This is a genomic window from Geoalkalibacter ferrihydriticus DSM 17813, assembly GCF_000820505.1.
GTDB lineage: Bacteria > Desulfobacterota > Desulfuromonadia > Desulfuromonadales > Geoalkalibacteraceae > Geoalkalibacter > Geoalkalibacter ferrihydriticus.
The window spans coordinates 82099-105376 of sequence record NZ_JWJD01000005.1 but is presented as its reverse complement, the minus strand read 5'-3'; the positions used below and the strand labels follow the sequence as shown (position 1 = coordinate 105376).

The window sequence follows — 23278 nt, the reverse complement described above, 5'->3', positions numbered from 1 at the left end:
TGCGCCTTCAGCTGGTGAGTTTTTTCTTCAACAGATCATTGACCGCCGCCGGGTTGGCCTTACCTTTGCTGGCTTTCATCACCTGGCCGACGAAAAAGCCGAACACCTTTTCCTTGCCGCCGCGATATTCCTCGACCTGACCGGGATTGGCGGCGAGGATCTGGTCGATGATCGCCTCGATGGCGCCGGTATCGGTGACCTGTTTGAGGCCCTTTTCGGCGATGATGGCATCAGCGTCGCGGCCACTCTTCCACATCTCGTCGAAAACGGTTTTGGCGATCTTGCCCGAGATGGTGTTGTCATCGATACGCTTGAGCATGGCGGCGAGCATCGCCGGGGTCACCGGACAGGCCTCAATGGCGATGCCCTGCTCGTTAAGGCCACGAATCACCTCGCCCATCACCCAGTTGGCGCACACCTTGGCGGCACCGTGCAACTTGACGCAGGCATCATAATAATCGGCCAGAGCGCGCTCGGCGGTCAACACCTCGGCGTCGTATTCGGGGATACCGTAGTCCCTGACAAAGCGGGCACGCCGCGCCTCGGGCAGCTCGGGCATCTGCGCGCGCATGCGCCCGATCCACTCCTCATCCACCACCAGCGGCACCAGATCGGGATCAGGGAAGTAGCGATAGTCGTGGGCCTCTTCCTTGCCGCGCATGGAGCGGGTCACCCCGGTGCCGGGGTCGAACAGGCGGGTTTCCTGCACCACCTGGCCGCCCTCTTCGATGAGTTCGATCTGGCGTTCGACTTCGTACTCGATGGCCTGCTTGATGAAACGAAAGGAGTTGATGTTCTTGATTTCGGCGCGCGTACCGAACCGTTCCTGGCCGCGCGGCCGTACCGAGACATTGGCGTCGCAGCGAAAGGAGCCCTGCTCCATGCTGCCGTCGCACACCCCAAGGTAGACCACGATCTGATGCAGCTTCTTGAGATAGGCGATGGCTTCGTCGGATGAGCGCATGTCGGGCTCGGAGACGATTTCGAGCAGCGGCGTGCAGGCGCGGTTGAGATCGACCAGGGATGAGCCGGACGTTTCCGGCGTTTCGCCGTGCATGGACTTGCCGGCATCCTCCTCCATGTGAATGCGGGTGATGCCGATGGTTTTTCTGCCGCCCTCGGCGGTCTCGATGTCGAGGTGGCCATGCTCGCAGATAGGCAATTCGTACTGGCTGATTTGATACCCCTTGGGCAGATCGGGATAAAAGTAATTCTTGCGGGCGAAAATGGAACGCGGCGCAATGCGACAGCTGGTGGCCAGTCCGGCGAGGACGGCAAAATCAACGGCTTTTCGATTCAAAACCGGCAGGGCCCCGGGCAAGCCCAGACAGACCGGACAGGTCTGGCTGTTGGGCGCCTCCCCGAAGCGCGTGGAGCAGCCGCAGAAAATCTTGGTAGCAGTGGTAAGCTGGACATGAACCTCCAGCCCGATGACCGTTTCGTATTTGGAAGACATGTTCGTTCCTCGTATCTATTGTAGGGGCAAGGCATGCCTTGCCCTGGACGACGCGGCAAGGGTCAGGACGACGTATGCGTCGCCCCTACGGCCCAATCACAGCGGCGCTTTGCGCTTGTGCCAGTCCGTCGCCTGCTCAAAGGCATGGCCCGCACGCAACAAGGTCGCCTCATCGAAGGGCTTGCCCGCCAGTTGCATGCCGATGGGCAGGCCGGTCGCGGAAAAGCCACAGGGCAGAGCCAGCCCACAGGTACCGGCCAGATTTATCGGAATGGTGAAGATATCCGAGAGGTACATGTGCAGAGGATCATCGGTTTTCTCGCCGATGCGGAAGGCCGGGGTCGGGGCCACCGGCGTCAGCACCACATCGCACTTTTCAAAGGCGTCGAGAAAGTCCTGACGGATCAGGGTGCGCACCTTCTGCGCCTTCAGATAGTAGGCATCGTAATAACCTGAAGACAGAGCATAGGTGCCAAGCATGATGCGCCGCTTGACCTCGGCGCCGAAACCCGCCGCACGGCTCTGGGTATACATTTCGAGCAGATTCTGCGCCTGCTCGGCGCGCACGCCGTAGCGCACCCCGTCATAACGCGCCAGGTTGCTCGACGCTTCGGCCGGCGCAACCAGATAATAACAGGCCAGGGCATAATCGGTGTGGGGCAGGCTGATCTCGATGATCTCCGCGCCGAGATCGCGATAAACAGCAAGAGCTTCGTCCAGGGCCTGCTTGACATCGGCATCCAGGCCTTCGATGAAATACTCACGGGGCAAACCGATTTTGAGCCCCTTGACCCCGTCGCGCAACCCGGCGCGGTAATCTGGAACAGCCATGTCGACCGAGGTCGAGTCGAGAGGATCATAACCCGCCACCGCCTGCAACATCAGCGCGCAATCCTCGACATTGCCGGCCAGCGGCCCGACCTGATCAAGAGAGGAGGCATAGGCCACGACCCCGTAACGCGAGACGCGCCCGTAGGTCGGCTTGAGCCCCACCACTCCACAATGGCCGGCGGGCTGACGGATGGAGCCTCCGGTGTCGGTGCCGAGACTTGCCGGCACCTGACGCGCGGCGATGGTTGCCGCCGAACCTCCCGAGGAGCCACCGGGCACCGTCTCCAGGTTCCAGGGATTGCGCACCACACCGTAGGCCGAATTCTCATTGGAGCTACCCATGGCGAACTCATCCATGTTGAGCTTACCGAGAATCACCATGCCCTGCTCCTTGAGCCGCGCCACAGCCGTGGCATCGTAGGGGGCGACATAGTTGGCGAGAATCTTCGAGGCGCAGGTGGTCAGCATCCCTTCGCTGTTAAAGATATCCTTGAGGGCGACAGGGATGCCTGTGAGTTGCGCTGCCTCTCCCGCCGCAATGCGACGGTCGGCACGCGCGGCCGCTTGCAACGCCTGCTCATTACAGACCGTTATAAAGGCGTTCACCCGCTCGTCGGTCACCGCGATGCGCTCAAGAAAAGCGCGGGTCAGCTCTACGGAAGACACCTTGCGCGCCGCGAGCTGTTGCTGCATTTCAACCAGAGAAAGATCAATCAATGACATGCACAAGTCTCCATTTCATCTGTCATCCTTGCCTCGTCACTCGATGACACGCGGCACACGAAAACAACCATTGACCGCCGCCGGAGCATTTTTAAGAGCTTTGTCCTGTCCGATGGAGGGCCGCACCTGGTCGTCGCGCAGGGCATTTTCCACGGGCACGGCATGAGCGGTCGGCACGATGTCGGCCACGTCGAGCTCGTTGAGCTTATCGACATAGGATAAAATAGCGTCCATCTGGCTGGTAAGCGCCTGGATCTCGTCTGCCGACAGGGCCAACCGCGCCAGTCCGGCAACTTTTTCCACCTCACCCGAGGTAATTTTCATGATTGATCGCTCCTGAGCAACAAGATTTCCTGCAAAAATGGGAAAATTAACATGCCGGGGGCAGGGTTATCAAGGACTAAGACCGGCATGCGCAGGGCCACGACGACCCGACATCGACCGATATGGGGCGACGGCCATACCATTGGTGCTATGCAGCGTGGAAACATCGGAGTATAATACATTTAAATGTGACCACAGCACCATTCTAACAGGAGGATTAACCACCATGAAAAAAATCATCGTTCTACTGATGATTGCGGCACTCGCCGCAGCCGGCTGCGCCCAGCCGCCGACCAAAACTCAGTCCGGCGCCGCCATCGGCACCGGCGTAGGGGCCGCCGCAGGAGCCGGCCTCGGTCAAGCCATCGGCGGTGACACCAAGGGCACCTTGATCGGCGCCGGCATCGGCGCGGTCGTCGGCGGCATGGCCGGCGGCACCATCGGACGCTACATGGAGCAGCAGGAAGCGGCTCTTCAACAAGCAGTGGCCGGAGTCGAGGGTGCCAACGTACAGCGCAACGTCAACACCATCGCCCTGACGTTCAGATCCGACATTCTTTTCGATGTCAATTCGGCAAGCGTGAAACCTGGGGCTTACGACGAAATCAATCGAGTCGCCAACGTGCTGAATCAGTATCCCCAGACCAATCTCATGATCGCCGGACACACCGACAGCACCGGCAGCGAAGCCTACAACCAACAACTGTCCGAGCGCCGCGCCGCGGCCGTAAAAAACGCCTTGGTGAGCAACGGCGTCAGCGCCATGCGCATCAACACCATCGGCTTCGGCGAAAGCCGCCCCATCGCCGACAACAGTACCGACTACGGCCGCCAGCTCAATCGCCGGGTGGAAATCACCATCACCCCGCAGGGCTGAGCCCGACCCTTTTAGCGCATAACAAAAGGCCCGTGCAACCATCCGGTTGCACGGGCCTTTTTGCATCCGATCTTGACGGGATTTCTTTCTAAATCCCAACTGTTCTGCATGCACCGCAGGCTACTGTCGGCCTTTGCAGCTGAACGGATATTCTAAATCAAAAATTCCCGCCGCTTATTTCAGCAGGACCGAGAAGATTTCCAGAGAAAAACACGGAGATTATTCTCGCGAAATTCATCCTGTTTATCCTGTTCATCCCTGTTGACCTGAAGTCCTTTCGGCCTTTTTGTCCTCCAAGGTTCAGGCGCGCTTCAGATAGGCGTCAATCGCCGCCGCGGCGCGCTTGCCGTCACCCATGGCGAGGATCACGGTGGCCCCGCCGCGCACGATATCGCCGCCGGCAAAGACTCCCGGCAGGCTGGTCGCGCCGTTTTCGTCCGATTCGATATTGCCCCACTTGTTGAGCTTGAGTTCGGGCTCTGTCGCTGTGAGGAGCGGATTGGCGCGGGTTCCGAGGGCATTGACCACCACTTCGGCCGGCAGTTCGAAGTCACTGCCCGCCACCGGCATGGGGCGCCGCCGTCCCGAAGCGTCGGGTTCGCCCAACTCCATTTTCTGGCAGCGTAGCGCGCGCGCCCAACCCGCATCATCGCTCAGCACCGCCAGGGGCGCGGTGAGCATGACAAACTCAATCCCCTCCTGTTTGGCATGATGGATTTCCTCGACCCGCGCGGGCATCTCGCTCTCGCCACGGCGGTACACAATCATCGCGCGCTGCGCGCCGAGACGCCGCGCGGTCCGCACACAGTCCATGGCGGTGTTGCCGCCGCCGATCACCGCCACGTGACGACCGCGCATGATCGGGGTGGCACTGTCGGTGATTTGCCCGGCACCCATGAGGTTGACGCGGGTCAGATATTCATTGGCGGAATAGACGCCCTTGAGGTTCTCACCGGCAATGCCGAGCATCACCGGCAGTCCTGCGCCGTTGCCGATAAACACGGCATCGAACTGCGCACGCAACTGTCCAAGAGTCAAGGTCTTGCCGACGATGACATTGCATTCGATGTCAACCCCGGTGCGCACCAGGCGCGCAACTTCGGCATCAATGATGTTCTTCGGCAAACGGAATTCCGGGATGCCGTAACGCAGCACACCACCGGTGTCGTGCAGGGCTTCAAAAATGGTGACCGCATGACCCTGTCCCGCCAACTCACCGGCGGCGGTCAGCCCCGCCGGCCCACAGCCAACGACTGCAACCTTTTTACCGCTGGGAGCAACAGGAGCGGCGGCAGCCAACTCGGCGTCATTGGCCATGGCCCAGTCGGCAACGAAGCGCTCCAGATAACCCACGGCGACCGGCAAACCACGATTGGCGCGGACACACTTGGCTTCGCACTGCACTTCCTGTGGACACACCCGACCGCAAACGGCGGGCAGCGCGTTGTCGCGCATGAGAATCCGCGCCGCCTCAGCGAGATCTCCTTGCGCAAGATGTGTGACAAAGGCGGGGATATCCACCGCGACCGGGCAGCCGGCGACACAGGGGCGAGTTTTACACATCAGGCAGCGCTGCGCCTCGCGCACCGCCTGCTCCAGAGTGAGGCCGAGGTTGACTTCGGTGAAATTGCGGCTGCGCACTTCGGCATCCTGCTCAGGCATCTTCTCCCGCGCAATGGCCATGCGCTCTTTTGCGCTCAGATTGTTCAACATAGCTCAAAACCCTCAGTTTTCTTGATGCAGGCCGATACGGCACTGATCCTCATGGTCACGGTACATGCTCAGACGATCGCCGAGACTCTGGAAATCCACCAGATGGCCGTCAAATTCCGGGCCGTCGACGCAGGCGAATTTGGCCTCGTCACCAATCACCACCCGGCATCCGCCGCACATGCCGGTGCCATCGATCATGATCGGATTGAGGCTGACGATGGTGGGAATCGCCTGCGGGCGGGTCAGTTCAGCGACCGCGCGCATCATGGGCACGGGTCCGATGGCGAAGACCACCTCCGGACGGCTGGCGGAACTTGCCATAAGGTTCTCCAGCTCAAGGGTGACAAACCCCTGGCGGCCGCGGCTGCCATCTTCGGTGGTGACCCGCACCTGCGCGGAAAAAGCCGCGAGTTCCTCCTCGAGAATGATAAACGGTGCACTGCGTCCGCCGATGATGGTCGTCACCTGGTTTCCGGCGGCAGCCAGCGCCTTGGCCAGGGGGTAGAGCACCGCGGTGCCGACCCCGCCGCCGACACAGGCCACCCGTCCCCAGTTTTCGATATGGGTCGGCAGGCCCAGAGGTCCGGCGACATCACGCAGATAACCACCGGGTTCAACGGCGACAATCTTCTGGGTACCGGCGCCGAGGGCCTGCACGAACAGGGTGATGGTTCCGGCATCCTCATCGGCATCGCCGATGGTCAGGGGAATGCGCTCTTCACCCGCAGCGCTGCGCACGATGACGAACTGCCCCGGGCAACGCGCGGCGGCGATGCGCGGAGCACGCAGCAGCATACGATGCAGCCCCGGGGCGAGAATTTCATTGTTCAGGACCTCAAACATAGCCACTCCAAAACGGGGAAAGGGATTCAGCCCAGAACGCGGCGGCACTCAGCCCACCGGAGGATCTGCGAAAGAATCAGGAGAGAAGTATAAAACGATAAGGCGAGGGAGAAACTTTCCAACATCGCGCACTCCTTTGGGGTGTCGAAATCATCCCGGAAACATTTGTCTACACATCATCTTCAACCCTTAACCATCTGTTTTTCAATGGTTTTTCGTCTAACGGAGTTTCTTAAACAAGGTTTTGTCGGCACTTGTCGACCGGTGTATACATAAATAGGCTGTATTTTCGCTTCCTTAACCGGTCTTTGTGGCATTTGGCCAGCCTGGTAAAAAAATTTAAAAACATTCATTGTCTAAGCTGAACCGAAATACTGTTATCCTACTGTCTTCACCCCGATGGCACAAAGCCCCCTCGGCAGCAGGCGCCCTCATCCTTATCTCGGTTTTTCTTGACACCCGCGCCACGAACACCATAATAAATAGTGCCGCCGTGCCATCCCCGGGATGCGCCACAGGCGGTTTCGCCATTTGCGGCAACGGCGTCGGAGCCGTACCACCCTGTTTTAGCTTCGAGCCCGCGACAATATTTTCACGGAGGAAGAAAAAAGATGAAAAGAATCATGCTGTTCGTTATTACCAACCTGGCGATCGTTCTCGTCCTGAGCCTGGTACTGAGCCTGCTCGGGGTCGGGCGCATTCTCGATGAGCAGGGCGTCGGCCTGGATATGTACAATCTGGTCATCTTTGCTGCGGTGTTCGGATTCGGCGGCTCACTTATTTCGCTGGCCATCTCTAAATGGACGGCCAAGCGCCTCACCGGCGCCCGGGTCATCAAATCGCCGAGCAACGACGTCGAAGCCTGGCTGGTGCAGACCGTGCGCAAGCAGGCCGAGATCGCCGGCATCGGCATGCCCGAGGTCGCCATCTACGACGCCCCCGACGTCAACGCCTTTGCCACCGGCGCCCGTCGCGACAGCGCTTTAGTCGCCGTGAGTACCGGCCTGCTGCGTTCCATGGATCGCGATGAGGCCGAAGCGGTGCTGGCCCACGAGGTGAGCCATGTGGCCAACGGCGACATGATCACCCTGGCCCTCATCCAGGGGGTGGTCAACACCTTTGTCATCGTTGCTTCGCGGGTGGTGGGCCATTTTATCGACCGCGTGGTGTTCAAGACCGAGCAGGGCCATGGCCCGGCCTTCTACGTCACGGCCATCGTCACCCAGATCGTGTTCGGCATTCTCGCCAGCACCATCGTCTTCTGGTTCAGCCGTCAGCGCGAATTCCGCGCCGATGCCGGCGGCGCCCACCTGGCCGGCCGCGAAAAGATGATCTCGGCCCTGGAAAAACTCCAGAGGAGCGTCAACCAACCGCACCTGCCCGATCAGATGGCCGCCTTCGGCATCTCCGGCAATCGCAGCCAGGGAATTAAGCGCTTGTTCATGACCCACCCGCCCCTGCAGGAGCGCATCGAAGCACTCAAGAATTACAAGTAATCAACCCTTGATGCAAGCAACGACAAAGGCCGGATCCCGCTGGGGATCCGGCCTTTGTCGTTGCAGCTCAGTTGTAAGGCTTTCTGTTACCGCGCCATCTTGCGGTACTTGATACGGTGCGGCTGGTCGGCCACGGCGCCCTTTCTCTTCTTGTAGTCCGCTTCGTATTCCGAGTAGTTGCCATCAAAGTACACCACCTGGCTGTCGCCCTCAAAAGCGAGGATGTGGGTTGCGATGCGGTCGAGAAACCAGCGATCGTGGCTGATGACCACCGCGCAGCCGGCAAAGTTTTCCAGGCCTTCTTCCATGGCGCGCAAGGTATTGACGTCAAGATCGTTGGTCGGCTCGTCCAGCAGGAGAACGTTGGCGCCTTCCTTGAGCATTTTCGCCAGATGCACGCGGTTGCGCTCGCCGCCGGACAAGGTGCCGATCTTCTTCTGCTGGTCGGCGCCGGAGAAGTTGAAGCGCGCCACGTAGCCGCGGCTGTTGACCTGCTGTTTGCCGAGAGTCAGAGTGTCCTGACCGCCAGTGACCTCTTCCCAGATGGATTTATCGGCATCCAGGGCGCGACTCTGATCGACGTAGGCCAACTTCACCGTCTCGCCGGTACGAAAGGTGCCGGCGTCGGGCTGCTCCTGGCCGGTGATGAGGCGAAACAGGGTGGTCTTGCCGGCGCCGTTGGGTCCGATGACGCCGACGATGCCACCCGGGGGCAGGCTGAAGGAGAGGTTGTCGAACAACAAATGGTCGCCATAACCCTTGCTCACGCCCTGCGCCTCGATGACCACATCGCCCAGGCGCGGACCCGGCGGGATGTAGAGTTCCAGATCGCGGCCGCGCTTTTCCGCCTCCTGGCTCAAAAGTTTTTCATAGGCCGAAATCCGCGCCTTGCTTTTGGCGTGGCGCGCCTTGGGCGCCATGCGCACCCATTCAAGTTCACGCTCTAGAGTCTTCTGCCGCTCGCTCTCGGTTTTTTCCTCGCGCCGCAGACGCTCCTGCTTCTGCTCCAGCCAGGACGAGTAATTGCCCTTCCAGGGAATGCCCTCGCCGCGATCGAGTTCGAGAATCCAGCCGGCAACGTTGTCGAGAAAATAGCGGTCGTGAGTAACGGCGATGACAGTTCCCTCATAGCGCTGCAGGTGATGTTCAAGCCAGGCTACGGTTTCAGCGTCGAGGTGGTTGGTCGGCTCGTCCAGCAGCAGGATGTCGGGCTTTTGCAGCAGCAAGCGGCACAGGGCGACGCGCCGCTTTTCACCGCCGGAGAGTACTTTGACCGAGGCATCGCCGGGCGGGCAACGCAGGGCGTCCATGGCCATCTCCAGACGGCTGTCGAGATCCCAGGCGTCATGTGCGTCGAGTTGTTCCTGCACCTCGCCCTGGCGCTCGATGAGCTCGTTCATCTCGTCGTCGGACATCGGCTCGGCGAACTTAAGATTGATTTCCTCGAACTCCTTGAGCAGATCGACGGTCTGCTGCACCCCTTCCTCAACGACCTGGCGCACCGACTTATTCTCGTCGAGATGCGGTTCCTGCTCGAGAAATCCGACGCTGTAGCCGGGCGACAGCACCGCCTGGCCGACGAATTCTTTGTCGACGCCGGCCATGATGCGCAGCAGCGAACTCTTGCCCGAACCGTTGAGACCAAGCACGCCGATTTTGGCGCCGTAAAAATACGACAGGGAGATGTCCTTTAGAACCGGCTTTTTGTTGTAGAACTTGCCGACCCGCATCATGGAATAGATGATCTTGTTGGCTTCGTTACTCATGGTGTGCTTTTTGACCTCCTGCAAAGAGTGGAAAAGAGGGGAAATTAATTTCCTTGTTTTATGCCTCAACTTTTGTTAAGATGTTCTCAGAAAGAAAAAGTCATCGCTCTTTGATTCTCTGGGATGCGCGACCGACGTTAAGGAAACCCTCGTCGACACTGTTTTTTTTTAACCTCGCGTAAAATCGTGGTGAGCAGGACCGCCCCGTAGCGGGAAGCCTGAAGCGATTTTTAGAGGCCAGTCCTTCGGTTGAAGGGCGAGATGTTCCAGCACTCCGTCGGCATCCTGGAGACCAGCTCAGACAAAGGCCCCGTTCCCCGGAACGGGGTCTTTGTGTTTTGTAACCACTCAGCTGCAATGCCCAATCACGCCGCAGCAAGCTTTCACCGCAAGCGATGGTGCCGCAGCCTGGGGTACGTCAAGCAGTTCCTGCTTTTTTTTACCCTACCGGCTGATGAGCGCAAGCAGCAGCAAGACAAACCCCAACAGCGTCAACCCCGCACAGATCAGGTTGATCCAGACCAGCAGATGGTTGGGTTTGCGCAGGGCGTATTCACGATGCGGCCACAACAACAGGTTGTCGACGCGACCCCAGAATCCTTCGGCCTTGGGTTCTTCCGGGTTTTTGGCCTTGGCCCGCTGGCCCGCGACGATGATCCAGATAATGGTCAGGGCAAACAGGTGCATAGCGACCTGGGTTACGGCATCGACTGTCATGATCAGGTGATTCATGCTAAAAGGGCCTCTTCTCCATGGATTTCGGGCAGGGTAGCAAATCTCCCCGGCGAGTCAATCCCCATTTCCAATAAGCCCTGCCCGGAACAGCACTCCTGGGCGCAGAACGATTGACATGCCGGGGTTGCTGTCTATGCTAATAACATGAGGAGACAGGTTTTTATGGGCAAACACTTGGTACTGGTCGGCGGCGGACATGCTCATCTGACCACCCTGTTAAAGTTGGGCACTTTCGTCAAACGCGGCCACCGCGTCACCCTCATCAGCCCTTCGCCCTTTCACTATTATTCCGGCATGGGCCCGGGGCTTTTGGGAGGCAGCATTGGCCCCCGCGAAGCCCGGTTCAACATCCAGCGCATGGCTGAAGAGCGCGGCGGAGTCTTTCTCCAGGACCAGGTGCTGGAGGTGGCTGCAAGTCGGCGCAGCCTGTGCCTGGCGTCGGGCAACAGGATTGATTACGATCTGGTGTCTTTCAACATCGGCAGCACCCTGGCCTGGGATGCGGGGTTGTCTTCTGCGCGCCTGGTGCCGGTCAAGCCCATCGAAAACCTCTACCGCGCCCGCCGCGACATTCTCGCGCGCCCGGCGCAGAATCTGCGTTTCGTGGTGGTGGGCGGTGGACCGGCAGGGGTTGAGATTGCCGGCAACTTGCGCCACCTGCTGGACACCCAAAAATGCCGGGGCGAGATCCTTCTGGTGGCCGGCGGCGGACTCTTGAGCAAGCTGCCCCGACGCGCACGTGATCTGGCCCGCCACTCCCTGGAGAAGCGCGACATCCGCATTCTTGAGCAGGAATCCGTCGTTGCCGTCGACGACGACGAAATACACCTTGAAAGTGGCCGCGCCCTGCCCTGCGATCTGGCCTTCGCCGCCACCGGCGTGCGTCCGCCACCGGTGTTTCGTCACTCGGATGTGGCCGTCGCCGAGGACGGGGGTCTGCAGGTCAACGCCTTTCTGCAAAGCACCTCGGATCCGCAGATTTTCGGCGGCGGCGACTGCATCAGCCTCAAGGGTCACTCGCTACCTCGGGTAGGCGTTCATGCCGTGCGGCAGAACCCAGTGTTGTTGCACAACCTGCGCGCGGCTCTTGAGGACGAGGAACTACAGGAATATCGTCCGCAGAAAAATTTTCTGGTGATACTCAATATGGGGGACGGCACAGGCATTGCCGTGCGCGGCCCCTTCACCGGAAACGGCGCCGGCGCCTTGTATCTTAAAAACTGGATCGATCACCGTTTCATGCGTCGCTTTCAAGTGAGCGGAGAAGCCGAAGACGCCACGGAAATCGTCTGACCCCTGGGGGGGGCGAGAGAGGGAGAACTACCATGGGATTTTTCGATTTTTTCCGGCCCATCCCCAACATGAGCATCGATGAGGTTCGCAGGTTTCTGCTGGAACATAATCCCGAGGAGTTTTATCTGATCGATGTGCGCCAACCCAGGGAATATGAACAAGGGCACCTGCCCGGCGCCCTGCTGATTCCCATTCATGAGCTGCGCGAACGCCTCGCGGAACTTGATGCGGCCAAAACAGCGATCACCTATTGTACCGCCGGACCACGCAGTCGCGCTGCGGCGGCCACCCTGATCCAAGGAGGCTTCCACAGAGCATACAACATGGATGGAGGCATCCGCGCCTGGCAGGGTGCCGTCGTCGAGGGGGATCCGGCGGCGCAACGCGTGCGGTTCTCATCCGAACAGACGCCGGTGCAACACCTGGCCCTGGCCTGGATGCTCGAAGAAGGCAGCCGCGCCTTTTACGCCGCTGCGGCCGAAATGATTGACGAACTCGAAGCAGCGCACTTCATGCGCCGCATGGCCGCCGTCGAAGCAGACCACAAGGCGGCTCTGGCGGCTGCGTTTCTAGAGCTGACAGGCAACATGCCTGAAGAAGACTTCCCCCGGTCGGTGGTGGGAGAGGCGGCAGACGAAGTCTATGTTGAAGGCGGACTGCTACTGAGCGAAGTTCTAATCTGGCTGCAGGACAAGTCACCGGAGGCCATTGTGGAGTTCGCCATGGGCATGGAGGCCAACGCCTACGATCATTACCTTTTGCTGCGCGTCGATCTCAAGGAGGAGAAAAGCCGTGAGCTTTTCTCCCGGCTCGCCGAAGAAGAGCAGTCTCACCTGCGCGCGCTCACCGAACGCCTGGAGCGCTTGATCAGCAGCCGCTAGTGTCGCGTGCGGTTAGTCGTGTCAAATAATTCTGAGGTATTTTTGGTGCTGTCAAGGCGTCGCCAACGCAGGCCTAGCCGTACGCTAAGTCAAGTTGGCGCAACGCAGGCAGCGCCNGTCGTGTCAAATAATTCTGAGGTATTTTTGGTGCTGTCAAGGCGTCGCCAACGCAGGCCTAGCCGTACGCTAAGTCAAGTTGGCGCAACGCAGGCAGCGCCGAAAAGAGCCAGAATTAGAAGGCAGGATTAACCGCACGGGGCACCAGCTCTCCTCAGCCCTGCGGCGCCAGGCCTGGAAACTCCAACGGCAGAGTAAAAGAAACACTGGTGCCTACCCCGGGCCTGCTTTCCACCCAAATTCGCCCGCCATGAGCTTTCACAAGTGTCTTAACAATGTTCATCCCCAGACCGATGCCGGAGACGGCGGAATTGGAACTGTCGGCACGATAAAACTTATCAAAGATTCGTTCCACCTCGGCGGGTGTCATGCCGATCCCCTGATCGCTGACCGTTATCAGGTAATCTTCTTCCCCGCGCGTCCCGCGGATCTTGATCAACCCGCCGTTCGGTGAGTATTTAAGGGCGTTGGTCACCAGATTTTCCAGGACCTGGCCGATGCGCTGACGGTCGACGATCAGTTCAAAATCCTCATCCTCCAATTCGAACCGATAATCGTGCCCCTTAGAGCCCGCCTCCAAGACCGGCTCGACCTGCCGTATCAGATCACCCACCCGGCAGGGAAAGGGATTGAGAGGCGGGTGCCTGCCCGATTCGGCACGGCTGATATCGAGAAGGGATTCAACGATGCGGGTCAGGGCCCAGGATTTATCGTGGATATAACTGAGAAACTCGCGTTGCTCGTCGGCGGAGAGATCGCCACGTACCAAAAGCAGTTCGGAAAACCCCGTCACCGCCGCCAGGGGCGTGCGCAATTCGTGAGCGGCCGTTGAAATGAATTCGGATTTGAGCTGATCGACCTCGCGTTCGCGGGTGACATCGCGCAGATGCTCGATGATGTAGCGGATGCGCCCCTTTTGTCCGAACACCGGATAGGCGCGCACATCGTACCAGCGTTTCCGTTCCGCGTCGTAGACCTCTTTGCTGGCCGGCTTGCTGGTTTGAAGCACTTCGCGCGCGGGGCACACATCACAGGATTCCTCCCGGCCGATCAGGCCGTAGCAATGCCGCCCGATCACATCCTGGGGTTCGAGGCCGAAGAACTCATAGCCGGCACGATTGTAACGCTCTACTTTGAAATCAGGGCGCAACACCCCGATGATATCGGGGATGGCATCGAGAATGGTCTCAAGCTGCAAGGAGGTCTGTGCGAGATTTTTCTCCGTGCGTCGGCGCGCGGCGACTTCGCGTTTAAGCTGGCGGTTGGCCTCCAGCAGATCCGCGGTGCGCTCCGCCACCTGAGCTTCCAGTTGGCGGCGGTGATCTTCGAGGGAACGTTCACAGGCCAGCCGCGCGGAAATATCGCAGCCGATGCTGAGCACCCCGAGGAGGCGGCCGCTCGCGTCACGCAAAAGATCGTCGTGCCATTCAACCTGCACCACCGCCCCGCCCCGCGTCATTACACCGTTGACGTTGCCGCGGCCGGGCGTTCCTGCCACCACCTCCTGCAGCAACTGTTGAATCTTTTCACGCTCCGCCTGCGGGACGAAAAGCTCACACCAATCCTGCCCGCGCACCTCAGGCAAGGAATAACCGGTCAAGCGCTCGGTGTAGGGGTTGAAATAGACGATGCGTCCCTGCGCATCGAGCACCAGAATGACGATCTGCGCCGTCTCCACCAGACTGCGCGCAAAGCGGCTGTCCATTCCGAGATACCCCAGAAGGTCCATTTCTCTTGCAACATCCATGAATGTTCCCCTTGGCGTGTGGCGGGCCGGTAAAAACCTTATATGATAAGTAGAACCAAAAATCAGAAAAAGTAAACCCCGCGTCGACCGTTTTCTTTTGCGCTCCGTACCTTCAGCACAACAACAACCGATGCGCGATGATCTGACATTCAAGATGCGGCAGCAGATCCCTTCCCGCCGCCTTGTCTAATTGAGGCAACGCCCCTGGAAACCTGTCCTTGTTTTTCTTTCTCATCAAGCGCAGTGGGCACTCAGCCCTAAGGTTGCATTTGGTCGGGATTGCTTTAGTCTGTTTCTACTGTCATGGACCCGTCTCTTATACCTGAATCCGTGAGATCCAGGTTATCAATCAAGGAGGTATGCATGAAAATCCGCAAAAAGGTCTTTGAGTTCGAATACGAGGAAGTGTTGGACGTAAAAACTCGAGAGTTGATCCGGGTCGCCTGCGCGGTGGCGGTGGGCTGTCCCGACTGACTGGGCAAACACTTCGCGGTCGCGAAGGAGCAGGGCGCAAGCGCGGCGGAACTCAGGGAAGCTCTGGCCTACGGCATCATCGCCCCGGCGGGACGCGCCAAAAATTTTGTATTGAACATGATGGACAGCCTGGGGCTGGAGGAAGAATCCGAGGAATAAAAATGCCCGGCGCGAAGAAAACCGCCGGGCGAGAAAGGAAAACCTTTGCGCTGCCGGATCAGTCCGGCGGCAGGGCGCGACCGAGCAGCTCCATGAGGTGCAGCACGTCCTGCGGCATACCGGCTTGGCGGACTCCCCAGGCCAGTTGCAGATGGCAACCGGGGTTGGCCGTGATCAGAATATCAGCACCGCTGGCCTTGACGTTGTCAAGTTTTCGATCAAGCACCTTCTGGCTGTCCTGGGAAAACTTCAGCCCCCAAGTGGCCGCCGAACCGCAGCACCAGCTTGCTTCCTGCATTTCGCGCAGCTCGACGCCGGGAATCTGACGGATGAGCTGACGCGGCTGGGCACTGATACCCTGGGCGTGACACAGGTGGCAGGGCTCGTGATAGGTAACGCGGGCGCGCACCTCCTGCAATCCTTCCGTGCGCAAGCCGACTTCGACGAGAAACTCCGAAATGTCGCGAATCTTTTCGCGAAACCGGCTCAATTTCTCATGTTCGGCACGCTCCGCCAACAGTTCTTCGTATTCTTTGAGGGCCGCCCCGCAACCGGCACAATCCGTGACGATGTAATCCACATCCTGAGCGAGAAACAGATCGAGGTTGAACAGCGCCAGCTGACGCGCGGTTTCGCGATCGCCTTCGGACAAATGCGGCGCGCCGCAGCATTTGGTGTCCTTGGGGGTCACCACGTCAAAACCCTGGTGAGTCAAGACACGCACCGTGTTGCGTGACACATTGGGGTACATCAGGGTCATGACGCAACCCAAGAAAAAACCGACCCGCCCGCGCTTTTCCCCGCGTGCGGCAACGATGTCCGGCAATTGCGGCCGCAGAGGCTTTTCCAGCTCGGGCAGCATGCCTTCAGCTTTATTCATCCACTCCGGGCCAAGCTTGAGCACCTTGAGATGACGCACCAGCCACTGAATGCCGAGACGCTGATAGAGCCGTGTCGGCAGCATGGAGGTTTCCATCATTTTGGGCGAGGGCACCATCTTCTGCAGGATGAACTCGCGAAACGCCTTGCCCATCTTACCCAGAGGATAGAAGGCATGGGCCTGGCTGCGGCACATCTCCATCACCTCGCCGGCACGCACTCCCGACGGGCACGCCGTGGTGCAGGCGCGGCAGTCCAGACAGAAAAAGGCCTCTTCCTTGATGGCCGGGGTAAATTCAAGCTTCTTCTCCGCCACGGCCCGCGCCAGCGCCACCCGGCCACGCGGGCTGGAGCGCTCGCGCCCGGTCAGGGCATAGGTCGGACAGGTCGGCAGGCAGAAACCACAACGCATGCACTGCACCACATCGTCGTAGTGGGGAGCATCCTCGGCGGTAAAATTTCCCAACGGTTCAGTGCGAGACACGGAAACCCTCCTCCACATGCACCTGCGTACAGGGATCGCCTTCGTCGAAAATTTTTCCGGGGTTCAGGATACCCTGCGGATCGAAGACCTGCTTGATACGTTTCATCACCTGCACGCCACCCGGCCCGATCTGACGCGCAAGGTATTCCTTCTTGGCCAGACCGATGCCGTGTTCGCCCGACACGGTGCCGCCCCAGGCCAGCACCTGTTCGTAGAGTTCGTTGTAGAAGGCGTGCGCGCGTTCCATTTCCTCGTGATCGCGCTCATCGCAGAGCACTGTCGGATGCAGATTGCCGTCGCCGGCGTGGCCGAAAGTGCCCACCTTGAGACGGTATTTCTCGGTGAGGCGTTCGATTTCACTGAAGGTCTCAGCCAACCGAGAGCGCGGCACGGTGGCGTCTTCCAGCAAAGTGGTGGGCGACATCCGCGCCAGGGCCGAGAGCGCAGTACGGCGCGCCGCGGCAAGGCTTGCCGCATGCTCGGCATCGCGCGCCACATGGATCTCGGCGGCTTTGACCTGCTCAAGAATTTTCTGCACCCCGGCGGCCTCTTCCGCAACCGGTGCCGGATGACCGTCGACTTCGATGAGCAAGAGCGCGGCCATCTGCCGCGGCAGGCCGATCTTGACATAATCCTCCACGCAGTTGATAACCGCGCGATCCATGATCTCCATGGTCGAGGGGATGATTTTGGCGGCGATGATGCGCGACACCGCTTCGCCGGCGGTGCGCACGTCGTTGAAATAGGCAAGGATGGTGCGCTTGTCCTGGGGCGGCGGAATCAGCTTGACGGTGATCTCGGTCACAATCCCCAGTGTCCCCTCGCTGCCCACCAGCAGATCCTTGAAGCCGTAGCCGGCGACATCCTTGACGCTTTTGCCACCGGTGGCGATGAGGCTGCGATCGGCGAGCACCCCTTTGAGCGCCATCACATAGTCGCGCGTGACGCCGTATTTGAGCCCCCGGAGCCCGCCTGCATTCTCGGCGACGTTGCCGCCCAGGGTGGAAATCTTCTGAGAACCGGGGTCGGGGGGATAGAACAGCCCCTTGGCCGCCACCGCGTTGAACAGATCAAGGGTAATCACCCCCGCCTCGGCGGTGGCGGTGAGGTTCTCCTCGTCGATTTCCAGAATGCGGTTCATGCGCGTCAGGCACAGCACCATGCCACCCTTGACCGGCACGCTGCCGCCGGAGAGCCCCGTACCTGAGCCGCGCGGCGTCAGAGGCAGCCCTTCGCGTTCGGCGATCTCCATGGCGGCAATGACCTCTTCGGTGGTGGTTGGGTAGACCACGACCTCGGGCAGATGATGCACCCCGGGGGTGGAATCATAGCCCAGGGTGAGCAGATCTTCCTTTTCGTGCAGCACGTTGGCGTCGCCCAGCTTTTCCTTGAGGTGGGCAATGGCGGTCGAGGAAATCATGGGGGTTCTCCTTGCTCAGGTTGCAGGTGTCTCTAAAAAAACTCAGATCAACGCGCATTTTCTCACATGAGGAAGATTCCGACCAGCGCGGCGATCATTCCGTAGATGAGCATGGGCACCAGGGTTCGTTTAAAGACCCAACGTTGACGGGAGCATACTTACAGTCCCATCAGCGGGTCCGTCAGACCAAGGACATACACAGCCACAAGGCCCAGGATGCCAAGGGCAATCAGGTAGAACGTTGTCGGAATAATCGTCATGCGAATCGTCCTGCCTTCCTGCCCGAGCAGCCCGACAGTTGCCGAAGCAGCGACCACATTATGGATAGCGATCATATTTCCGGCTGCTGCGCCCATTGCCTGAAGGGAAAGCATCACCGCGCCTGAAACACTCAGGGCGTTTGCCACTTCAAGCTGGAACTGGGAGAGCATCATGTTGCTAACGGTGTTGGAACCGGCGATAAATGCCCCAAGGCCACCAACTGTCGGAGCAAAGAACGGATAGACGGAACCAAAGGTTACCGCCACATAATCGGCCATGGCCACGGGCATGGATACCAGATCAGCGCCGTTGATCCCTGAATTGATAAGAATCCGCACCATCGGGATTGTAAACATCAGAACAAATCCCGCGCCGAGCAGAGTTTTTCCGGCAGACCCGGCAGCAGCGGTAAACTGGGAGAATTTCATCCTGTGCAGGAACAGCGTCAGCACGCAGACAAACAATAAAATTCCTCCGGGCAGATAGAGTGGTTCAATACTGCTGCTGACACCCGCTTCGCCAAGAATATTTCGCCAGCCGAATGACAGGCTGAGCAACGCGGACTTGAGAGCGGGAAAGACCCGGCTGGCAACCAGAATCAAGGCCACCAGAATGTACGGGGTCCAGGCCATAGGCAGGGAGATTTTTCGCTCATCAAGACTGGGTTTTTTGGGGGTAATCGTACCAAACCACGCCTTCGGCCACTCTTCTTGTGGAGCAAAGTCCCAAACCGTTTTTGGTGTCAGGAAGCCTTTCCTGGCTGCCGGCACAACAATGGCCATGCCGAACAGGGCGCCGATGAGAGAAGGGAACTCCGGGCCGAGAAAGATCCCGGTAAGAGCGTAGGGAACAGCAAAGGCCAGACCGGTAAAAAGGGCGAATGGCGCCATGGCCAGCCCCTCTTTCCAGCTCTTGTTTTTGCCGAAAAATCGGGTAAGCATCATGACCATCAGCAGTGGCATCAGGGTTCCGACGATAGCATGGCCGATAGCGACTTCTGAAGTAATGATTTGCACAAAGGCTTCCCAGCTTGAGCCGGTCGCGGTGAGTTGGTTTCCGATGGCGATATGGTCCAGCCCATTGGTCACCCCGATGATGATTGGGGTTCCGACCGCGCCGAAGGATACCGGTGTTGATTGAATCATCATGCCAACCATGATGGCACCCAGGGCTGGAAAACCAATAGCCACCAGCAATGGCGCAGCGATGGCTGCCGGGGTGCCAAAACCTGAAGCTCCTTCGATGAAGCAGCCGAAAAGCCACGCCAGAATAAGAACCTGAACGCGTCGATCCGGACTGATGTTAGTGAAGCCCGCCCGGATTGTTGAAATGGCGCCGGAATTCTGAAGAGTATTGAGCAGCATGATCGCACCGAAAATAATCCAAAGCACTGCGACCGTAACAATGAACCCTTGAATCGTTGAGGCGAGAACACGGTTAAAGCTCATCTCCCAAAAGAACAGTGCGATGCCTGCCGCTGTGAGATAAACGATGGGCATGGCCCGTCGCGCCGGCCATTGAAGGCCAACGAGCAGCACGGCTGCGACAATAATTGGTGTTCCTGCAAGTAATGCCTGGATCCCTGGTGACATAAAATTTCCCCTTGCGAAAAAGATTAATTGTACTTCTGGAATATCTTGCGAAGGTGGAACATATGGGTTTGGGGCATCAGGTAGATCAGCAAAACGATGGGAAACAGCGAGAGCAGCAAATTCATGAGGCAAAGATCCTTTCCACGCGAAAATGGACCAGGGTAGCAGAGCCCTAAAATCCAAATGGCCTTACCTTTTAAAATTCTTACCTACATCCCGTGTTACTGTCAACACAAAATTCAAATCACGTTCTGATTGCTTCAAAAGCTGTTGAAATCACGTAAAAGCGGCTATTTACAGAAAGAAAAATGCATCAAAAACGTTGTTTGCCGTTGACAGAACAGCTTCCCCAAGATAGGATTCCCAAAATAGTGGTATGACCATTCTTCCCGGAGAGTTTTTATGATTGACGCAAAGCTTGTGCAGGGTTTCAGCGAAGCGGCATCGCGCGTCGGCGCCAAAGTTCTCCCCATGCGCGATGCCTCCGCCGCGGCCGATTACATCCATATGCAGGCCGGCGGGCTGGTGCTGCTCGCACCCAGTCCCAGCCTTGAGCGCCTTGGGTTGGCCAGGGGATTGCGCGAGCGTGGCAGCGACATCGCCACCCACCAGCCCCGCACCCAGGCGCCCGCCGCGGCCGCCGGTATCACCGGCGCCAATTTCGCCATTGCCGATACCGGCACGGTGGTACTGGAAAGCACCGCTGAAGCGACGCGCCTGGCCACGACCCTGCCCACGCGCCATTTCGTCCTCCTCGACCCGCGAAAAATTGTCGCCGACGGTCTGGCTGCCGTCGCACCTCTGCGCCGCCTGCAGCAACAAACGCCACGCAGCTTTCTCGCCTACATTTCCGGACCCAGCCGCACCGCCGACATCGAACGTGTGCTGACCATCGGCGTGCACGGTCCCTGTGAACTGCACATCCTGCTGCTGGAAGGGATTTCCGAGGATCCGCTGGAGAATTAGGAAGAGGATCGGGCGCACCAGGACGCGCCCCTGACAAGGGATAACGCCCATGAATAAGCAACGCACCCGCCAATACAAGCAACTCATCGATCAGGCACTGGCCACCCCTAAACTTCAGGACGCCCTGCACAAATTCGGCGACGCTTATCTGATTTCACGACAGAACGCGTTTGCCGGACTGGATTTTGAAACATTGCGCCAGGAAATCGCCGCAATGAAGGACCAGGTGCGCGAGGAGCACGAAGAGCTGCTCGCCCGCTTCATGCAAAACGCGCGCGCGGCCGGCGCCATAGTTCATCTGGCCCGGACCGGTGAAGAGGCCAACGCCTACATTGCCAATCTGGCAAAAAAACGCGGAGTGAAAACCGTCGCCAAGAGCAAGAGCATGGCGAGCGAGGAAATCCACCTCAACGATGCCTTGGCCAAAGCCGGCGTCAAGGCAGTGGAAACTGATCTCGGGGAGTGGATCATTCAGTTGGCGGGTCAACGCCCGAGCCACATGGTGATGCCGGCGATCCACATGTTCAAGGAAGAGGTGGCGGAACTCTTCGGCCAGGTGACCGGCCGCACAGAACCGGCGGAAATCGCTCACCTGGTGCAGGTGGCCCGCGAACAGTTGCGCCAGACCTATCTTGATGCGGATATGGGCATCACCGGCGCCAACATCGCGGTGGCCGAAACCGGCGGCATCGTCTTGGTCACCAACGAAGGCAACGCGCGCCTGGTAGCAACCCTGCCGAAGATTCACGTTGTCCTGGTGGGCATCGAAAAACTCGTGCCGACCCTCGAGGACGCCGCCAAGGTCATTCGCGTCCTGCCGAAAAACGCCACCGGCCAGCCCCTGACCAGCTATGTCACCTGGATCACCGGCGCCGTACCCTGCGGCGATGCCGACAAGGAGCTGCACATCGTCCTTCTCGACAACGGCCGCAGCGCCCTGGCTGCATCACCCCACTGCCAAGACGCCCTGCGCTGCATCCGCTGCGGCGCCTGCGCCAACGTTTGCCCGGTCTATCAAACGGTGGGCGGACATGTGTTCGGACACATCTATATCGGCGCAATCGGCATCATTCTCACCGCATTCTTTCACGGCCTGGACAAGGCCGCCGAAATCGTGCGCGCCTGCATCGGCTGCCGCGCCTGCGTTGCCATCTGCCCGAGCAACATCGATCTGGAGGGCATCATCCTGCACCTGCGTTCGGTGATCGGTGAAGAAGAAGGCATCGGTGCCGGCAAGTCCATCGTCTTCAAAAAAGTCATGCGCAACCGCAAGCTCTTTCACAGCCTGATCCGCGCTGCAAGCCTGCTGCAAAAGCCGGTGAGCAAGGGCGAACGCAGCATTCGCCACCTGCCCGCCTATTTTTCCTCGTTCACCGAATGGCGCACATTGCCGACGATCGCCGCCAAACCTTTGCGCGATCTGCTGCCCGAGGTTCCGCAGAACATCGAGAAGCCGCGCTACCGGGTGGCTTTTTTCGGCGGCTGCGGCAATGACTTCATCTATCCCGAGATGGGCCTTGATTTGGTCAAGGTGCTCAACCATCTTGGTGTTGAAGTCTACTACCCCCAGGAACAGAACTGTTGCGGCATCCCGGCCCTCTATTCCGGCGACCGCCAAACGGCGGTGGAACTTGCCGAACAGAATGTGCGGGCGCTGCTCGCCGAGGATCCCGATTTCGTCGTAACCACCTGCCCTACCTGCACCATGGCCCTGCGCCGCGACTTCGTCGAACATCTCAAGGACAATCCGGTGTGGGCGCAAAAAGCCGAACATCTGGCGGAAAAAACGCTGGATGTCTCAGCCTTCATTCACAACGTGCTGCAGGATACCGCCACCCTGGAGGCGCCCGCAGACGGAGAAAAACTCACTTATCACGACTCCTGCCATCTGCGTCGTGGTGCCGGCGTGTGGCGCGAACCCCGCGCCCTTTTAGAAAGTGCCGGTTTTGAACTGAGCGAGATGGCCCACGCCGACCGCTGTTGCGGCTTTGGTGGCTCCTACTCCTTTACCAGCCATCCACCGATCTCGCGTGAGATCACCAAAGACAAGGTCAACGACATCGCAAACAGCGGCGCCTCCGTCGTCGCCATGGATTGCCCGGGCTGCCTCATCATGCTGCGCGGCGCCCTGGAAAAACGCGATCTGCCGGTGCGCGCCGCGCATACCATCGAGTTACTGGCCGAGCGGTTGAAAAAACGCTGAGCCGGCGCGGTTCTGAAGAAAAAAAGCCCCCGGGATCC

The 23278-nt window shown here is 59.2% G+C and carries 18 protein-coding genes and 1 other RNA gene; 8 read left to right on the top strand and 11 right to left on the bottom strand.

Annotation, left to right across the window (positions count from 1 at the left end; translation table 11 throughout):
* Positions 1–7: 7 nt before the first annotated feature.
* The 3 genes from gatB to gatC form a co-directional block, all read right to left on the bottom strand.
* Positions 8–1456, bottom strand: coding sequence for an Asp-tRNA(Asn)/Glu-tRNA(Gln) amidotransferase subunit GatB (gene gatB / locus GFER_RS12645; protein ID WP_040100050.1), 1449 nt, complete (start codon positions 1454–1456; stop codon positions 8–10).
* Positions 1457–1552: 96 nt separating this feature from the next.
* Positions 1553–3010 (bottom strand): Asp-tRNA(Asn)/Glu-tRNA(Gln) amidotransferase subunit GatA, encoded by a 1458-nt coding sequence (gene gatA, locus GFER_RS12640; protein WP_040100049.1) that lies wholly within the window; start codon positions 3008–3010, stop codon positions 1553–1555.
* Between the two features lie 36 nt (positions 3011–3046).
* Positions 3047–3334, bottom strand: coding sequence for an Asp-tRNA(Asn)/Glu-tRNA(Gln) amidotransferase subunit GatC (gene gatC / locus GFER_RS12635; protein ID WP_040100048.1), 288 nt, complete (start codon positions 3332–3334; stop codon positions 3047–3049).
* Between the two features lie 226 nt (positions 3335–3560).
* Here gatC and GFER_RS12630 point away from each other — a divergent pair, with 226 nt between their 5' ends.
* Positions 3561–4211 (top strand): OmpA family protein, encoded by a 651-nt coding sequence (locus GFER_RS12630; RefSeq protein WP_040100047.1) that lies wholly within the window; start codon positions 3561–3563, stop codon positions 4209–4211.
* A 300-nt stretch (positions 4212–4511) separates the two neighbouring features.
* Here the strand turns inward: GFER_RS12630 and gltA are convergent, their stop codons facing one another.
* Together gltA and GFER_RS12620 are read right to left on the bottom strand one after the other, a co-directional pair.
* On the bottom strand, positions 4512–5924 hold the full coding sequence (gltA, locus tag GFER_RS12625) for an NADPH-dependent glutamate synthase (RefSeq protein ID WP_040100046.1): 1413 nt from the start codon (positions 5922–5924) through the stop codon (positions 4512–4514).
* Between the two features lie 12 nt (positions 5925–5936).
* Complete coding sequence (locus GFER_RS12620) at positions 5937–6767, bottom strand: sulfide/dihydroorotate dehydrogenase-like FAD/NAD-binding protein (protein WP_040100045.1); 831 nt, start codon at positions 6765–6767, stop codon at positions 5937–5939.
* A 611-nt stretch (positions 6768–7378) separates the two neighbouring features.
* Here GFER_RS12620 and htpX point away from each other — a divergent pair.
* A complete protein-coding gene (htpX, locus tag GFER_RS12615; protein WP_040100044.1) occupies positions 7379–8263 on the top strand; it encodes a protease HtpX in 885 nt (294 codons plus the stop codon).
* Between the two features lie 86 nt (positions 8264–8349).
* Here htpX and ettA read toward each other — a convergent pair whose 3' ends face one another.
* Positions 8350–10029, bottom strand: coding sequence for an energy-dependent translational throttle protein EttA (gene ettA, locus GFER_RS12610; protein WP_040100144.1), 1680 nt, complete (start codon positions 10027–10029; stop codon positions 8350–8352).
* 112 nt (positions 10030–10141) lie between these two features.
* On the opposite strand from ettA, the gene ssrS reads away from it, so the two are divergent.
* Positions 10142–10325: non-coding RNA, 6S RNA (gene ssrS, locus GFER_RS18315), on the top strand.
* Between the two features lie 148 nt (positions 10326–10473).
* Here ssrS and GFER_RS12605 read toward each other — a convergent pair.
* The gene (locus GFER_RS12605; protein ID WP_040100043.1) at positions 10474–10761 is read right to left on the bottom strand and encodes a hypothetical protein; all 288 of its coding nucleotides are present in this window, start codon (positions 10759–10761) and stop codon (positions 10474–10476) included.
* Positions 10762–10926: 165 nt separating this feature from the next.
* Here GFER_RS12605 and GFER_RS12600 point away from each other — a divergent pair, with 165 nt between their 5' ends.
* Positions 10927–12057 carry an NAD(P)/FAD-dependent oxidoreductase gene (locus GFER_RS12600; protein WP_040100042.1) on the top strand — a complete coding sequence of 377 codons (1131 nt, stop codon included), beginning with the start codon at positions 10927–10929 and terminating at the stop codon, positions 12055–12057.
* A gap of 32 nt (positions 12058–12089) precedes the next feature.
* Entirely contained in the window at positions 12090–12938 is an 849-nt protein-coding gene (locus tag GFER_RS12595; RefSeq protein ID WP_040100041.1) for a rhodanese-like domain-containing protein, read from the top strand.
* A 271-nt stretch (positions 12939–13209) separates the two neighbouring features.
* Here GFER_RS12595 and GFER_RS12590 read toward each other — a convergent pair whose 3' ends face one another.
* The gene (locus GFER_RS12590) at positions 13210–14802 is read right to left on the bottom strand and encodes a PAS domain-containing sensor histidine kinase (RefSeq protein ID WP_040100040.1); all 1593 of its coding nucleotides are present in this window, start codon (positions 14800–14802) and stop codon (positions 13210–13212) included.
* A 363-nt stretch (positions 14803–15165) separates the two neighbouring features.
* Between GFER_RS12590 and GFER_RS19525 the strand changes: the two genes are divergently transcribed.
* A complete protein-coding gene (locus GFER_RS19525) occupies positions 15166–15435 on the top strand; it encodes a GSU3128 family (seleno)protein (protein ID WP_268746209.1) in 270 nt (89 codons plus the stop codon).
* A 58-nt stretch (positions 15436–15493) separates the two neighbouring features.
* Here GFER_RS19525 and GFER_RS12585 read toward each other — a convergent pair whose 3' ends face one another.
* The 3 genes from GFER_RS12585 to GFER_RS12575 form a co-directional block, all read right to left on the bottom strand.
* Positions 15494–16798: a (Fe-S)-binding protein gene (locus tag GFER_RS12585; RefSeq protein WP_052446374.1), complete on the bottom strand. Its 1305-nt coding sequence runs from the start codon at positions 16796–16798 to the stop codon at positions 15494–15496.
* Entirely contained in the window at positions 16785–18218 is a 1434-nt protein-coding gene (locus tag GFER_RS12580; RefSeq protein WP_052446373.1) for an FAD-binding oxidoreductase, read from the bottom strand. Before GFER_RS12580 ends, GFER_RS12585 begins: the two co-directional genes overlap by 14 nt.
* A gap of 158 nt (positions 18219–18376) precedes the next feature.
* Positions 18377–20071, bottom strand: a complete 1695-nt coding sequence (locus GFER_RS12575; protein ID WP_040100039.1) for an L-lactate permease — start codon at positions 20069–20071, stop codon at positions 18377–18379.
* A 402-nt stretch (positions 20072–20473) separates the two neighbouring features.
* On the opposite strand from GFER_RS12575, the gene GFER_RS12570 reads away from it, so the two are divergent.
* Together GFER_RS12570 and ldhH are read left to right on the top strand one after the other, a co-directional pair.
* Positions 20474–21037 (top strand): LutC/YkgG family protein, encoded by a 564-nt coding sequence (locus tag GFER_RS12570; protein ID WP_040100038.1) that lies wholly within the window; start codon positions 20474–20476, stop codon positions 21035–21037.
* Positions 21038–21086: 49 nt separating this feature from the next.
* Complete coding sequence (gene ldhH / locus GFER_RS12565) at positions 21087–23240, top strand: L-lactate dehydrogenase (quinone) large subunit LdhH (protein ID WP_040100037.1); 2154 nt, start codon at positions 21087–21089, stop codon at positions 23238–23240.
* The last annotated feature ends 38 nt before the right edge of the window (positions 23241–23278 follow it).

Bases quoted from the DNA above. Each gene is read 5' to 3' on its own strand.
- gltA (WP_040100046.1), bottom strand. From the start codon at position 5,924: ATGTTGAACAATCTGAGCGCAAAAGAGCGCATGGCCATTGCGCGGGAG.
- GFER_RS12575 (WP_040100039.1), bottom strand. From the start codon at position 20,071: ATGTCACCAGGGATCCAGGCATTACTTGCAGGAACACCAATTATTGTC.
- htpX (WP_040100044.1), top strand. From the start codon at position 7,379: ATGAAAAGAATCATGCTGTTCGTTATTACCAACCTGGCGATCGTTCTC.
- GFER_RS12580 (WP_052446373.1), bottom strand. From the start codon at position 18,218: ATGATTTCCTCGACCGCCATTGCCCACCTCAAGGAAAAGCTGGGCGAC.
- GFER_RS12570 (WP_040100038.1), top strand. From the start codon at position 20,474: ATGATTGACGCAAAGCTTGTGCAGGGTTTCAGCGAAGCGGCATCGCGC.
- GFER_RS12605 (WP_040100043.1), bottom strand. From the start codon at position 10,761: ATGAATCACCTGATCATGACAGTCGATGCCGTAACCCAGGTCGCTATG.
- gatB (WP_040100050.1), bottom strand. From the start codon at position 1,456: ATGTCTTCCAAATACGAAACGGTCATCGGGCTGGAGGTTCATGTCCAG.
- ettA (WP_040100144.1), bottom strand. From the start codon at position 10,029: ATGAGTAACGAAGCCAACAAGATCATCTATTCCATGATGCGGGTCGGC.
- GFER_RS12630 (WP_040100047.1), top strand. From the start codon at position 3,561: ATGAAAAAAATCATCGTTCTACTGATGATTGCGGCACTCGCCGCAGCC.
- GFER_RS12600 (WP_040100042.1), top strand. From the start codon at position 10,927: ATGGGCAAACACTTGGTACTGGTCGGCGGCGGACATGCTCATCTGACC.
- gatA (WP_040100049.1), bottom strand. From the start codon at position 3,010: ATGTCATTGATTGATCTTTCTCTGGTTGAAATGCAGCAACAGCTCGCG.
- GFER_RS12595 (WP_040100041.1), top strand. From the start codon at position 12,090: ATGGGATTTTTCGATTTTTTCCGGCCCATCCCCAACATGAGCATCGAT.
- gatC (WP_040100048.1), bottom strand. From the start codon at position 3,334: ATGAAAATTACCTCGGGTGAGGTGGAAAAAGTTGCCGGACTGGCGCGG.
- GFER_RS12620 (WP_040100045.1), bottom strand. From the start codon at position 6,767: ATGTTTGAGGTCCTGAACAATGAAATTCTCGCCCCGGGGCTGCATCGT.
- ldhH (WP_040100037.1), top strand. From the start codon at position 21,087: ATGAATAAGCAACGCACCCGCCAATACAAGCAACTCATCGATCAGGCA.
- GFER_RS12590 (WP_040100040.1), bottom strand. From the start codon at position 14,802: ATGGATGTTGCAAGAGAAATGGACCTTCTGGGGTATCTCGGAATGGAC.